The following is a 13890-nucleotide window of genomic DNA, read 5'->3' as shown; positions in this document are numbered from 1 at the left end:
AGCAGGCTATCATCTGGCCCACACCACTTTGCCGCAGGCAGGCAAGCCGCTATGCTGAGCATTCGGCCACTTAATCGAGAGACGCATGCGACCTCGCTTTTCATTATCGGGCCCTGTATTAATGGGCTCTACCTGTTCAGGCTTCTCATTAGTGAGCTCTATGTTACGGCATTCGATACTACTACCCGTGGCTGCCTCTGCTGTTCTGCTGCTGAGCGGCTGCCAATCTACGCCTAGCCCACAAGATGGCCCCCTCGGCACCTGGGCCGACGATCCGATGCGCAATGCGCCGCCGATCACCCGTGGCTTGGATGCCGCTGGGCTAAGCACGCTGCTCGGCGCCGAGCTTGCTGGCCAGCGTGGCGACTACCGTTACGCAAGCCAGGGCTACCTAGAAGCGGCTAATCGCTATCGCGAGCCAGCGCTTGCCGAACGTGCCACCTTCGCAGCCCGCTTTGGCAATGAAGCCTCATTAATAGAAGCTTCCGCGCTTCGCTGGCGAGAACTTGCCCCCCAGGCAGAAGCACCCAATCGCCTGTTGGCGGCTTTTTCGCTACAGCGCGGCGATTGGCTCGACAGCCTTGAACAGCGCATTGCTATTGTTGAAGCTGGCGGTCACGGCGATGTCACCGCCTTTGCAGAGATCGCGGTGGCTGAAGAGGCGCCATTGACGCTGATCGCCCAGCAACTGCGAGAGCATTTAGCCCAGCCCAACGCTGACCAGTTAGAACATCACAGCGATGTCCTACTGGGCACAGCACTGATTGAAGCCGCCCTTGGCGACACCGCCGTTGCCCAGCGGCGGCTTGATCAAGTCGCGCTGCTGGACCCTGAATCAGCGGCATTATGGTTAGTAAGAGCACGCCTTGCGCTAGAGACAGAAGACTACTCGGCTGCTCAGCGGGCGGCACAACAGGGCTTGGAACTCGCGCCTGACGATGTGCGATTTATTTTGCTACTGGCCCAGGCAGAGATTCGCCTCAACAACATCAGTGCGGCCGAGACGCAAACTAACGCACTGCTGGAGAGCCATGGCGGTAACCAGGATCTACGTTTATCGCTGGCACAGCTGTATCTGGAAGAGGGGCACCCCGAACCCGCCCAACGCCTGCTGCAGCCGCTGATTGGCCAGCCAGAGGTGCCGAATCTAGCCTATTACCTGCTCGGGGCAATTACCCAGGCCCAAGGTGATACCGACAACGCGCTACTTTATTACCGCCAAGTCAACGAGGGGGATGAATTTGTGCCCGCTCGCGCGGCTGCGGCGAAAATGTTGATTGAAGAAGACCGCCTGCTTGATGCCCGTGCCTTTCTGCGTATCGAACGGATGCGTTTTGACAGCTATTTTACCGAGCTGGTGATGCTCGAAGTTCAGTTGTTGGACGAAACCAATCAGACCGAAGAGGCCAATGCGCTATTAGACCGTGAAATCACCCGCACACCGGATGATGCTTCACTGCTTTATATGCGCGCTATGCGCCGCTGGGAAGCTGGCGACATTGCGGGAATGGAGGCTGATTTACGTCAAGTGCTGCGCACCGACCCTGACAATGCCGAAGCGCTCAATGCGCTGGGTTACACGCTGGCCGATCTCAACTTGCCTGGGCGCCTACAAGAGGCGTTTGAACTGATTGAGCGCGCCTACGAAGCCGACCCAGACAACCCCGCCGTACTCGACAGCATGGGCTGGGCCTATTTCCGCCTTGGGCAGCCAGAAGAAGCGCTTCCCTGGCTTGAAAGCGCCTATACACAGATACCCGATCAAGAGGTCGCTGCCCATTTAGCCGAGGTCTTGCAGGCACTAGGTCGTGAAGAAGAGGCGCGCCGTCTGATCGAGCAGATTATGCAGCGAACCAACCTGCATCCGCAGATTGACGATTTGCTTAAGCGCTATCCTGAACTAACACCCCAAGAGACACCCTAACGCTACACCACCCGATTAAGCGCACCGATCATGCTACTCTTGCGCCGTCATCACCTAACATGGAGCCTGTTTATGCCGACACTGACGTCCCTTCCTTTACGCTCACCCGTTGCACTTCCTTCCCCGCGGCTATGGGTTGTGGGTCTTACTCTCTTACTCCTTGCTGGGTGCGCTTCGCAAGGCCCGGTAGATGAAAGTGGCCGACAAGCAGGCCAGTGGGAGCGGCAGCAGGCTGAGGTAGAGGCATTCGACACCTGGACGCTGGTGGGCAAAGCGGGCCTGCGTACCTCGCAAGAGAACGTCAGCGCCAACCTGGACTGGAATCAGACCCCTTACTATTTCCGCATGCTGATCAGCGGACCGTTTGGTGGCGGGCGTAATGTGCTTGAGGGCCGTGAAGGTCGCTTCTCGCTCTCCAATAGTGACGGACGCTTTGAAGCAGAAACGCCGGAAGCCTTAATGGATGAGCAGCTTGGCTGGTCACTGCCTGTTAGTGCCATGCCTGACTGGGTACGCGGCCTACCCGGCGAAAATGACAACTATCAGATGGAAACCGATGAACTCGGCTTCCCCAGCCACTTGACACAAAACGGTTGGGAAATTGACTACCGCGACTGGGAACAGTTTGAAGGCATGTGGCTGCCGCGCCGGTTAATCATGAACTACGACGATGTACGTATCACGCTGGTCGTTAATCAGTGGCAAGCCAGCGACGAGTAAACCGTTTAAATGAATGCGAAACTTACATTACCCGCCCCGGCCAAGCTTAACCGCATGCTGCATATCGTGGGCCGTCGTGAAGACGGCTACCACACACTGCAAACGCTTTTTCAGTTTATCGACCTTAATGATCACCTTATGCTGGCTGCTCGCGATGATGGAGAGATCCATCTACCCCATGAGGTCAGCGGCGTAAACCACGATGACAATCTGATTGTGCGTGCCGCCCGTTTATTGCAGCGCCACAGCGGCACTCGACTAGGGGCGACCCTTTCCATACAAAAACAGTTGCCCATGGGCGGCGGCTTAGGTGGCGGCAGTTCCAACGCGGCCACCACGCTAGTGGGGCTCAATCACCTCTGGCAGCTTCATCTGTCGTTAGACGAATTAGCACGCTTAGGGCTGCAGCTGGGGGCCGACGTGCCAGTCTTTGTGCACGGCCATAGTGCCTGGGCTGAGGGGGTGGGCGAGCAGCTTACCGCGGTGACACTGGATACCCCTTGGTTCGCCATTATTCATCCCGGCATAAGTGTGTCTACACGTGACGTCTTCCAAGACCCCCAATTGACACGTGACAGCCGCCCCATTACTATGGCGCGCGCACTGCAGGGGGGAGCGCCGGAGTGGCGCAACGACTGTGAAGCCGTCGTAAAAGAACGCTATCCGCCAATTGCGGAAGCCCTTGATTGGCTCGCACAGCACGCACCTAGTCGGTTGACCGGCACGGGCGCTTGTTTGTTTGCTGCTTTTGAGACGCAGCAAGCAGCACAGGCAATCGCGCAATTAGCGGGTCAACGTTGGCCGACATGGGTAGCACGCGGACTCAACACCTCTCCCCTACATGATGCTCTGGGCTGTTTATAACCCCGCTCTGGGCAGTTTATAACCCCGCTCTGGGCAGTTTATAGTCCCGCTCTGGGCAGTTTATAGTCCCGCTCTGGGCTATTTACAGTCCCGCTCTGGGCAGTTAAAAGCGCCCGGTCAGCGCGTTAGGTTATTGCTGGGGTATCGCCAAGTGGTAAGGCACCGCTTTTTGGTAGCGGCATTCCCAGGTTCGAATCCTGGTACCCCAGCCAACCCAACAATGGCCTGCGTTTTTACCCCTGATTCCCAACACTGCAAAGGTGGCTGCGCGTGTCAAAATTGATGGTTTTCGCCGGGAATGCTAATCCCGCACTCGCTCAAAAAATTGCCGAGAGCTTAGACAGCCGTATGGGTAACGCTACGGTGGGTCAATTCAGCGACGGCGAAATCGCAGTCGAGATCAATGAGAACGTGCGCGGTAAGGATGTTTTCATCCTGCAATCCACCTGTGCACCGACCAACGACAATCTGATGGAGTTGATCCTGATGGTCGACGCACTGCGTCGCGCCTCGGCAACTCGTATCACCGCCGTTTTGCCCTACTTTGGCTATGCACGCCAGGATCGCCGTGTGCGTTCGGCACGTGTACCTATTTCCGCCAAAGTGGTTGCCGACATGATGGTCAAAGCAGGCGTTGACCGGGTAATGACCATGGATCTACACGCTGATCAGATCCAGGGCTTCTTTGATGTTCCGGTCGACAACGTCTACGGCTCGCCCATCCTGCTAGATGACATCGAGCGCCAGAATTACAGTGACCTTGTTGTGGTCTCGCCTGACGTTGGCGGTGTTGTTCGTGCCCGCGCCATCGCCAAACAGTTAAATGCCGATCTCGCCATTATCGACAAGCGTCGCCCCCAGGCTAATCAAGCCCAGGTGATGCACATTATTGGTGAGATTGAAGGCCGCACCTGCGTCGTGGTCGACGATATGATCGACACCGCAGGCACGCTATGTAAAGCCGGTGAGGCGCTCAAAGATCACGGCGCCAAGCGCGTCGTGGCTTATGCAACGCACCCGATTCTGTCCGGCCCAGCGGTCGATAATATTACCAACTCCGTCCTGGATGAAGTGGTGGTGACCGACACCATCCCGCTATCTGACGTTGCCCGTCGTAGCGGAAAAATTCGCCAGTTGAGCGTTGCCGGCCTGATCGCGGAAGCGATTCGTCGGGTCAGCAACGAAGAATCTGTCAGCGCGATGTTCCACTAAACGCCTGACGATATAGCCCCCTTCTGGGGCCACGGAAACGCCAGCGTCTGGTCGCGGTCGGTGGCGTCTTCCTTACTTAAACTAAGAGGCAATTCCATGTCTGATTTTATCCTGAAAGCCAGCGTTCGTAACGACCTGGGGAAAGGTGCGAGCCGCCGCCTGCGTCGTGCGAACCAGCAAGTACCTGCCGTTGTATACGGTGGTGAAAAAGGCGCGCAGTCTATCTCTGTAGAAAAAACTGCTTTCTACAAAGCGATTGAAGACGAGTCCTTCTTCTCTTCGGTCATCAAACTGATGATCGAGGGCAAAGAAGAGCAAGTGGTTGTTCGTGACCTGCAGCGTCACCCGTTCAAGCCGTTGCTAACGCACGCCGACTTTCTGCGCGTTGATGCTACCCACGAAATCACCATGAACGTGCCGCTGCATGTGACGGGCGAAGAAGCGTGTGTAGGCATTAAAGACCAAGGCGGTGAACTGCACGTACTGGCCAACGAAATTGCGATCAGCTGCTTGCCGAAAGATCTGCCTGACTTCATTGAAGTCGATATCGCTGCTGTTGAGCTTGGCACTACGCTGCACCTGTCTGACCTTACCCTGCCGGCCGGCGTCACTTCTGTTGACCTGTCCCACGGTGAAGAGCACGACAATGCAGTACTGAGCGTCACTAAAGTAAAAGTACGTACTGAAGAAGATGAAGACGGTGAAGGCGAAGGCGAAGAAGATTCCGACGCCGAGTAAGCAGTCCCGTTAAGCATTTCCGAGGGCCATGCCTGCATGGCTCTCGTGATGCTGACATGATGTTAGAATCAAGCGCCTCGGCGCTTGATTTTTTTTAGGGCTGGCGCTGGCGCGATGTCAAAAATTTCTCCTAGAAATGGGTATGAGGTGGGAATATGAGCCAGGTAAAGGCCATTATTGGATTAGGTAACCCCGGCGCGGAGTATGACGCCACTCGCCATAACGCCGGCTTCTGGTTGGTCGATGCAATTGCGCACAGCGCGCATGCAGAGTTGCGCCCGGAAAAGAAGTTTTTTGGCCACTATGCCAAAGTCCGCCTAGGCGACCATGAGCTGCACCTACTCAACCCCGCCACCTTTATGAATCGCAGTGGTGCCGCAGTAGCGGCCTTAAGCCAATTTTTCAAACTGACGCCCGACAATCTGCTGGTCGCCCACGATGAACTTGACCTTCCGCCAGGGCAGGCACGCTACAAAACTGGCGGTGGGCACGGCGGCCATAATGGCCTACGCGATATCATTAGCGCGCTAGGCGATCAAAAGCAGTTTCACCGGCTACGTATCGGCATTGGCCACCCTGGCGAGGCACGCCAGGTCACTAACTATGTACTGGGGCGGCCCGGCAAGGCCGAACAAGAAGCGATCACTCGCGCCATTGATGAGTGCATCACCACGTTGCCATTAGCGCTAGCGGGAGACTGGGCCAAAGCGATGAACCAGTTACACAGCCTTAAGTCAGAATAAACGCTATCGAAAGCTGGCTAGGTGACGCCGGTAGCTGACGGCTAGCGCATCTCGTAGAATGGCGATTATATTTACGCCCTACCACCTTATTTTCAGGAACATTTTATGGGTTTCAATTGCGGCATCGTCGGCCTGCCTAACGTCGGCAAGTCCACGCTATTTAATGCACTGACGAAGTCAGGCATCGATGCAGAAAACTTCCCTTTCTGCACCATTGAGCCAAACGTCGGTATCGTTCCGATGCCGGACCCGCGCCTTGATAAGCTCGCCGAGATCGTCAAGCCGCAAAAAGTACTGCCGACCACCATGGAGTTCGTTGATATTGCGGGCTTGGTCGCTGGCGCTTCCAAAGGCGAAGGCTTGGGCAACAAATTCCTGGCCAACATCCGTGAAACCCAGGCAATTGCCCACGTGGTGCGCTGCTTCGATAACGACAATGTTATCCATGTAGCCAATCAGGTCGATCCCCGCGCCGATATCGAAACGATCAATTTAGAGCTGGCGCTTGCGGATCTTGATACCGTCGAAAAAGCCAGCCAGCGCCTGGTACGTTCGGTAAAAGGCGGCGATAAAGACGCCATTGCCACCAAGGCGATTCTTGACCGTATTCAGCCCCATGTTGCAGAGGGCTTGCCATTACGCAGCTTTGGTTTGAGCGAAGAAGAGCAGCGTCAGGTTAAGAGCTTCGGCTTTTTAACCCTGAAGCCCACCATGTACATCGCCAACGTCAATGAAGACGGTTTCGAGAACAATCCCTACCTGGATATTGTTAATGAAATTGCCGCCGAGGAAGGCGCGCTGGTAGTCCCCGTGTGCAATCAGCTGGAAGCTGAAATCGCCGAGCTGGACGATGAAGAACGCTCCATGTTCCTGAGTGAGATGGGCATGGATGAGCCGGGCCTTGACCGAGTCATTCGTGCAGGGTACTCACTGCTGGGTCTACAAACCTACTTCACTGCCGGTGTTAAAGAAGTTCGCGCCTGGACAGTGAAAGAAGGCGCAACAGCCCCAGAAGCAGCAGGCGTCATTCACACCGACTTCCAGAAAGGCTTTATTCGTGCCGAAGTCGTCGCTTATGACGATTTTGTTTCGCTGGGTGGCGAGCAAGGCGCTAAAGATGCCGGCAAGTGGCGCCTGGAAGGGAAAGAGTACATTATTAAAGATGGCGACGTAGTGCACTTCCGTTTTAACGTATAAAACGGCGACGCCAACATTCTCAGCAATAAAACATTGACTAAAATCAGTGTTATCAGTATCATTCGCCCCCGTTGAAAGGCTACGTAGCTCAGCTGGTTAGAGCACATCACTCATAATGATGGGGTCCCCTGTTCAAATCAGGGCGTAGCCACCAAAGCTTATTGAAAAGCCCGCTGATTCTGTCAGCGGGCTTTTTTTGCTTTAACTCGGCTGTGGCTGTGGGCGCAATACGATCAACTCAACGTGGTGCGGTTTAAAAATTGCGTCAGCGCGCGAGTGAGGTACTCCACATCTTTAGTACCCGCGGTTTCTCGAATGGAGTGCATCGCCCACTGAGGGATACCAACATCAATGGTGGGTACGCCTAACTCGGTAGCGGTAATCGGTCCAATCGTGCTGCCGCAACCCATATCTGCCCGGGTTACAAACGACTGCACCGGGACATCCGCTTCACGACACACATCACGAAACAGCGCGCCGGTAACACTATTAGTGGCATAGCGCTGGCTCGCATTCACTTTGATCACCGGGCCGCCGTTAATCGCCGGACCGTGGCGCTCATCATGCTTGTCGAGAAAATTGGGATGCAGCGCATGGGCGTTATCACAAGAGATCATCAGCGACGACTGAATCAGCTGAATCAGTGACTCATCACTACCCTTGCCTTCCAGCTGACCATTAATGCGCTTTAGCACATCCGCCAGGAAAGGACCTTGAGCACCACAGGCGCTGGCACTACCCACTTCCTCATGATCGTTAGCCACCAGCAGGGCCCCTTGACTACCGTCGCAATCCAGAAGCGCTTCTAAACCAATGAAGCAGGAAAGCAGATTATCCAACCGGGCGCTGGCCACCAGCTCTTGCTTAACGCCAACCAGTGACGGCGGCTGAACATCGTAAAAGCCTAATTCAAAATCAACCACTTCCACTGCCCGCAGGCCGTGCTGCTCTTCTAACCACTGGGCCAGCAACTCGGCTAGCGTCGCCGTTTCGCTCTGCATTAACACTGGCGCCATTTGCGTCTGCGGATTCAGCGGGCGGCCACTGTTCACGTCACGATCAAGGTGAATCGCCAGGCTCGGCACCATGGCAATCGCCCGGTCAACATTGAGCAATACGCTTTCCAGGTGACCATCGGCATGGCGCACATGCACCCGCCCTGCCAACCCCAGGCCACGGTCAAACCACGGTGCCAACAAAACACCGCCGTATACTTGCACGCCTAATTGCAGCCAACCCGCTGAGCACTGAGTGGCATTAGGCTTTAGATGCAGCCCCGGGCTATCGGTATGCGCACCTATCATACGCAGCGCCGTTAATTCAGACTCAGGCAGTTGAAACGCAACAATCGCCGAGTCATTCCGGATAACATAGTAGCGCTTGCCCGGCGTGAGCTGCCAATTAGCCCTCTCTTCCAGCCGCTGAAAGCCGGCTTGCTCCAATCGTGCAGCCATATTGCCCGCCGCATGCCACGGAGTTGGTGATTGGCGCAGAAAATCGCACAACCGCGTTAAACGATCAGCGTTGAAAGTCTCCGACATGGAAATCCTCATAACAGTAATGATTGAGTCTCAGAACGCAGGTGACCTGCTACAATACTCCCTCGACCTACGCAACTCATGAGTCATATGCGGGTCTAGGGAAGAATGAGTGTACACAAATCCGGGAGAGCTTGACTGATGAGCTTGTTTGCAACGCTTTCGCGTTCGGTCGCCCTGGCTGTCATGCTGGTCATCACCAGCCCAGCCGCCTTAGCGCAACTTGAACCGACCGATGAACAACGCCAGGCGGCGGTGGAAATTGCGGACTCACTCCGCTACGGCCACTATGCTGATATTACTTTTGACGAAGCGTGGTCGCAGGATGCCTTCCAACGCTACTTGGATATTCTTGACGGTCAGCGCGCTTACCTACTGCGCAGTGATATCGAAGCCTACCGCCATTTAGAGACCAGCATGGCAGACGCCATTTTTAGTGGCGACCTAGATGACGCTTTCAATTTGTATAATGCGTTTAGTGAACGTCAACGCACCCGCGTTGAGTCGCTACTTACTCAGCTCGATGAAGGCCTTGATTATAACTTTGAAAGCAATGAACGCTTAGAGATTGATCGTGAAGACGCCCCCTGGGCCTCCCGGCAAAGTGAACTCGACGAGCTGTGGCGCAAACGGCTCAAAAATGACGCTTTAACCCTTGCCTTAACCGACCAGGACAGCGAACAGATTGAAACCAATCTGCGTCAGCGCTATGAAGGCCAACTGACGCGTCTGGAGCAAACCGAGTCTGAAGACGTGTTTGGCGTACTAATGGCAGCGGTCACTGGCAGCATCGACCCGCACACCGGCTACCTCTCCCCCCGCCAGGGTGAGTCGTTTGATATTCAGATGAGCCTTTCTCTTGAAGGGATCGGCGCTTTGCTTCAATCGGACGGCGAGTACGTTAAAGTCGCAAGCTTAGTACCCGGTGGCCCGGCAGAACGCGCAGGCGTCTTGGAACCAGCAGACCGCATCATCGCTGTTGGCCAGGAAGAAGGCGAGATGGTTAATGTCGTCGGTATGCGTCTGGATAACGTCGTTGACTTAATTCGTGGTCCTAAAGGCTCCATCGTTCGTTTAGATGTAGTACCTGCCCAAGCAGTCGATATGACTCGCTCGCAGATCGTTGAAATTACCCGCGATACCGTCAGCCTTGAAGATCAAGCTGCCAGTAGTGAAATCATTGAAGTCGAGCGCAACGGCGAGCCGCACCGCCTTGGGGTCATTAACGTGCCCACGTTCTACGTTGATTTTGACGCTTGGCAAGCCGGTGAAGAGGAGTATCGCAGTACCACACGCGATGTTGCCAAAGAAGTCGAACGCCTCAAAGAAGAGGGTGTAGAAGGTATCGTGCTTGATCTGCGCAACAATGGCGGTGGCGCCCTGCAAGAAGCCAATTCATTGATCGGCTTGTTTATTGATCGCGGCCCCACCGTACAGGTACGCGACGCCCAGGGCCGCATCCAGCTCTACGGCGATAGCGAAGCAGGCACGCTCTATGACGGCCCGTTAGGCGTCTTAGTGAACCGCCTCTCTGCCTCTGCATCGGAAATTTTCGCTGGCGCTATTCAGGATTACGGTCGCGGCCTAGTGCTCGGCACGCCTACGTTCGGCAAAGGCACCGTGCAAACGCTTAATGACCTGAGCCATGGCCAGATCAAGCTAACTCGCGCCAAGTTCTACCGTATTTCTGGCGATAGCACCCAGAACCGCGGCGTAGAGCCGGATATCGACTTTCCCAGCCTGATCGACCCCGAGCGTATTGGTGAAAGCAGCCTGGATAACGCACTAGCATGGGATACCGTTCAGAACGTTCAATATCGCCGCTATGGCGAACCTGAAAACATGCTGGAGCAACTCATTACCCAACATGATGCACGTGCGCAGGATAATGCCAATTTCCGCTATCTTGAACGCCAGTCCACACTTGCTCGTCAGCTACGCGAACAGCACACCAGCGTGAGCTTAAACCGCGAACAGCGCGAGCGTGAAATGGAAGCCCAGGAAGCCGAACAGCTCTCACTGGAAAACCAACGCCGCCGTGCGCTGGGCCTGGAAGAGCTGGATGAGTGGATGGACGCTCGGACAGACGCCACGGCAGGAATAGGCAGCGAAGAGAGTGATGCTGCTGCCTCACAAGAGAGCGAAAGCGAAGAGGATGAAGCACTGGCCGTCGATCGCGCCTACGTGCTGGAATCAGCAGAGATACTTCTCGATTACGTCCATCTGCAGGATTCTCAGCGGTTAGCGGCTAAGCGTTAATACGCACGGTTAAAGCACACTGAGAAAAAACGCCGGCTCCTTTATAAGGGTCGGCATTTTCATTGCGCTATTTTTTAATCTATTTTTTAATCGCCTGCCTGTTTTATCACCCAGCCTGCCTCTGCATCGCGTTAACACAGCGCCGCTCGGCGGGCAGGCCGATCACCCATTCGCGTTAAGCGCTGCGTGAGTGCCGCTAATTGCACAGCGCTGCCTTGGGTGCCCGCCTGAACAATATCGTGGGTCCAGGCAGGTAATTGAGAGGCAAGGCGGTAATAGACCCACTGCCCCTCGCGCTGATCGCTAAGCAACCCACATTGACGTAACTGAGCCAAGTGCCGTGACACTTTGGGCTGTGACTCCTGCAGCGCATGGGTCATTTCACACACGCACAGCTCCTGCTCTTGAGCAATTAGCAGCACTAGCATTAAACGCGTTTCATCGCTTAAACACTTAAATACTTGCAGCGCCTGGGGCGCAGTAACGTTGCCCACCATAAATTTCCTAAACTAATGGATTATCAACGTAGTTTACGTCACTAAATCGGTTGACGGTAAGCACCGATACTTCTAATGGCGAACCAGCTCACAACGTCAGACACGACAAAACCGCCTAGGCATTAGCTGGCAGTGGATATAGCAAAGGAGAAAAGGAAACACTAGAAATGAACGCTTTCAGTCAACGCAGAGAAAACTGGGCGCAAATGAAAAGCAAATAAGAAGGGGGGGGGGAATTAATTGGCTCCTCGAGCAGGACTCGAACCTGCGACCCAATGATTAACAGTCATTTGCTCTACCAACTGAGCTATCGAGGAATCATGCACTACCCAAAACGGTACACCGTAAAAAGGCAGTTAAAAAGATACTACCGTTACTACAACTTGGCTCCTCGAGCAGGACTCGAACCTGCGACCCAATGATTAACAGTCATTTGCTCTACCAACTGAGCTATCGAGGAACATCATAAGTTGTCGTGTTTTAAGCAGAGCCCTTCGCCTTAAAGCGGTAGCAAAGATTGGCTCCTCGAGCAGGACTCGAACCTGCGACCCAATGATTAACAGTCATTTGCTCTACCAACTGAGCTATCGAGGAACTGCTCAAACACGGTGCGTAGTATACCCATTGAAATGTGGTGGTCAAGTATCGATTATGGCCGAATGCTAGCCCCAGGTTTCTTGTGCCCGTATAATGGGGATATCCAAAAGTGGCATGGCCCACTATCCGACACTCCATTCATCCTCGTCCCTTGACGACTCATAGATGACAGGTACCGATGGCGAAGAAGCTCTTCATCAAAACGCACGGCTGCCAAATGAACGAGTACGACTCCTCCCGTATGGCGGATCTACTCGGCGAATCTCACCAGCTCGAACTCACTGATAATGAGCGTGAAGCCGATGTCATTCTGTTAAACACCTGCTCGATTCGCGAGAAAGCGCAGGAGAAAGTTTTTCATCAGCTGGGCCGCTGGAAAAAACTTAAAGATGCCAACCCCAATTTGGTGATTGGCGTGGGTGGCTGCGTGGCCAGCCAAGAAGGCGAAGCCATTCGCAAGCGCGCACCGCATGTGGACATGGTATTTGGGCCGCAAACCCTGCACCGCGTCCCCTCAATGCTGGATGCCCGCAGTAATAACCAAATTGCCGCCGTGGATGTCACCTTTCCTGAGATCGAAAAGTTCGACCATCTGCCCAAACCTTCCTCCGATGGCGCCACCGCATTCGTGTCGATCATGGAAGGCTGCTCCAAGTACTGCACCTTCTGCGTGGTGCCTTACACTCGTGGTGAAGAAGTTTCACGTCCCTTTGAAGCGGTTATGGATGAAGTCATCCACCTTTCCGATCAGGGCGTGCGTGAGATAAATCTGCTGGGCCAGAACGTGAATGCCTATCGCGGTGAGAATCAGCTTGGCGACGAGATCGACCTGGCCGAGCTGATTGCCTGTGTGGCGGCAGTAGACGGGATCGATCGCGTCCGCTTCACCACCTCGCACCCGGTTGAGTTTACCGACAGCCTCGTGGACGCCTTTGCGGATATCCCCGAGCTGGTGAGCCACCTACACCTGCCGGTACAGTCGGGTTCAGACCGTATTCTTAACGCTATGAAGCGTGGTCATACGGCGGCGGAGTACATTGAAAAGATGGAGCGTATCCGCGCCAACCGCCCGGATATCAGCTTCTCTTCAGACTTCATTATCGGTTTCCCCGGCGAAACGGAAGAAGATTTTGAAGCGACGATGAACCTGATTCACCAGATTGGCTTCGACCACTCGTTCAGCTTCGTTTACTCCGCACGCCCCGGCACACCTGCTTCTGGCCTGCCGGATGAAACACCGGAAAGCGTGAAAAAGCAGCGTTTGGCAATTCTGCAGGAGCGGATCATTCAGCAAACTGCGCAAATTAGCCGCCGCATGGTGGGTAGTACGCAGCGTGTACTGGTTAACGGCTTTTCGCCCCGTGACCCCGGCCAACTCTCAGGGCGTACCGAGAACAACCGCGTGGTGAACTTCCGTGCCGCCAACCCCACCGAGCTAATCGGCTACTTTGTCGATGTGGAGATCACCGAGGCCTTCCCCAATTCGCTGCGCGGCGAACTGGCCTCACCCGAGCGCTATTAAACGTTCACTTAGCACCGCCATTAACACAGGTCATTGCCCCGCTTCAGGCGGGGCAGTAAGCTGAACGATACACACACTA

The 13890-nt window shown here is 54.9% G+C and carries 11 protein-coding genes and 5 tRNA genes; 11 read left to right on the top strand and 5 right to left on the bottom strand.

Going from position 1 to position 13890, the window contains the following annotated elements:
• Nucleotides 1–160 precede the first annotated feature (160 nt).
• The 9 genes from KO116_RS07225 (at nucleotide 161) to KO116_RS07185 (ending at nucleotide 7552) form a co-directional block, all read left to right on the top strand.
• Nucleotides 161–1924 (top strand): tetratricopeptide repeat protein, encoded by a 1764-nt coding sequence (locus KO116_RS07225; protein ID WP_035560122.1) that lies wholly within the window; start codon nucleotides 161–163, stop codon nucleotides 1922–1924.
• A 72-nt stretch (nucleotides 1925–1996) separates the two neighbouring features.
• Nucleotides 1997–2644, top strand: a complete 648-nt coding sequence (gene lolB, locus KO116_RS07220; protein WP_035560119.1) for a lipoprotein insertase outer membrane protein LolB — start codon at nucleotides 1997–1999, stop codon at nucleotides 2642–2644.
• A 9-nt stretch (nucleotides 2645–2653) separates the two neighbouring features.
• Nucleotides 2654–3508 (top strand): 4-(cytidine 5'-diphospho)-2-C-methyl-D-erythritol kinase, encoded by an 855-nt coding sequence (gene ispE, locus KO116_RS07215; RefSeq protein WP_035560116.1) that lies wholly within the window; start codon nucleotides 2654–2656, stop codon nucleotides 3506–3508.
• A gap of 137 nt (nucleotides 3509–3645) precedes the next feature.
• Nucleotides 3646–3720, top strand: a tRNA-Gln gene (locus tag KO116_RS07210).
• Between the two features lie 58 nt (nucleotides 3721–3778).
• A complete protein-coding gene (locus tag KO116_RS07205; RefSeq protein WP_009287569.1) occupies nucleotides 3779–4720 on the top strand; it encodes a ribose-phosphate pyrophosphokinase in 942 nt (313 codons plus the stop codon).
• 96 nt (nucleotides 4721–4816) lie between these two features.
• Complete coding sequence (locus tag KO116_RS07200) at nucleotides 4817–5458, top strand: 50S ribosomal protein L25/general stress protein Ctc (protein ID WP_035560113.1); 642 nt, start codon at nucleotides 4817–4819, stop codon at nucleotides 5456–5458.
• 155 nt (nucleotides 5459–5613) lie between these two features.
• Nucleotides 5614–6201: an aminoacyl-tRNA hydrolase gene (gene pth, locus KO116_RS07195; RefSeq protein ID WP_035560110.1), complete on the top strand. Its 588-nt coding sequence runs from the start codon at nucleotides 5614–5616 to the stop codon at nucleotides 6199–6201.
• A 105-nt stretch (nucleotides 6202–6306) separates the two neighbouring features.
• Nucleotides 6307–7398: a redox-regulated ATPase YchF gene (gene ychF / locus KO116_RS07190; protein ID WP_035560108.1), complete on the top strand. Its 1092-nt coding sequence runs from the start codon at nucleotides 6307–6309 to the stop codon at nucleotides 7396–7398.
• A gap of 77 nt (nucleotides 7399–7475) precedes the next feature.
• Nucleotides 7476–7552: transfer RNA gene (locus tag KO116_RS07185), tRNA-Met, on the top strand.
• Nucleotides 7553–7631: 79 nt separating this feature from the next.
• On the opposite strand, the gene KO116_RS07180 is transcribed toward KO116_RS07185, so the two are convergent.
• The gene (locus tag KO116_RS07180) at nucleotides 7632–8939 is read right to left on the bottom strand and encodes a M18 family aminopeptidase (RefSeq protein WP_035560105.1); all 1308 of its coding nucleotides are present in this window, start codon (nucleotides 8937–8939) and stop codon (nucleotides 7632–7634) included.
• 138 nt (nucleotides 8940–9077) lie between these two features.
• Between KO116_RS07180 and KO116_RS07175 the strand changes: the two genes are divergently transcribed.
• The gene (locus KO116_RS07175) at nucleotides 9078–11195 is read left to right on the top strand and encodes a carboxy terminal-processing peptidase (RefSeq protein ID WP_035560101.1); all 2118 of its coding nucleotides are present in this window, start codon (nucleotides 9078–9080) and stop codon (nucleotides 11193–11195) included.
• A gap of 131 nt (nucleotides 11196–11326) precedes the next feature.
• Here the strand turns inward: KO116_RS07175 and KO116_RS07170 are convergent, their stop codons facing one another.
• The 4 genes from KO116_RS07170 to KO116_RS07155 form a co-directional block, all read right to left on the bottom strand.
• Entirely contained in the window at nucleotides 11327–11692 is a 366-nt protein-coding gene (locus KO116_RS07170; protein WP_035560098.1) for a metalloregulator ArsR/SmtB family transcription factor, read from the bottom strand.
• A gap of 241 nt (nucleotides 11693–11933) precedes the next feature.
• Nucleotides 11934–12009 (bottom strand) — tRNA-Asn (locus KO116_RS07165).
• A 67-nt stretch (nucleotides 12010–12076) separates the two neighbouring features.
• Nucleotides 12077–12152 (bottom strand) — tRNA-Asn (locus KO116_RS07160).
• A 58-nt stretch (nucleotides 12153–12210) separates the two neighbouring features.
• Nucleotides 12211–12286: transfer RNA gene (locus KO116_RS07155), tRNA-Asn, on the bottom strand.
• A 181-nt stretch (nucleotides 12287–12467) separates the two neighbouring features.
• On the opposite strand from KO116_RS07155, the gene miaB reads away from it, so the two are divergent.
• A complete protein-coding gene (gene miaB / locus KO116_RS07150) occupies nucleotides 12468–13811 on the top strand; it encodes a tRNA (N6-isopentenyl adenosine(37)-C2)-methylthiotransferase MiaB (RefSeq protein ID WP_035560095.1) in 1344 nt (447 codons plus the stop codon).
• Nucleotides 13812–13890: the final 79 nt, after the last annotated feature.

This window comes from Halomonas sp. KO116, from assembly GCF_000734975.2.
Lineage (GTDB): Bacteria > Pseudomonadota > Gammaproteobacteria > Pseudomonadales > Halomonadaceae > Vreelandella > Vreelandella glaciei.
Note: the sequence above shows the minus strand (reverse complement) of the source record. Positions and strands in the feature narration are given on the sequence as shown.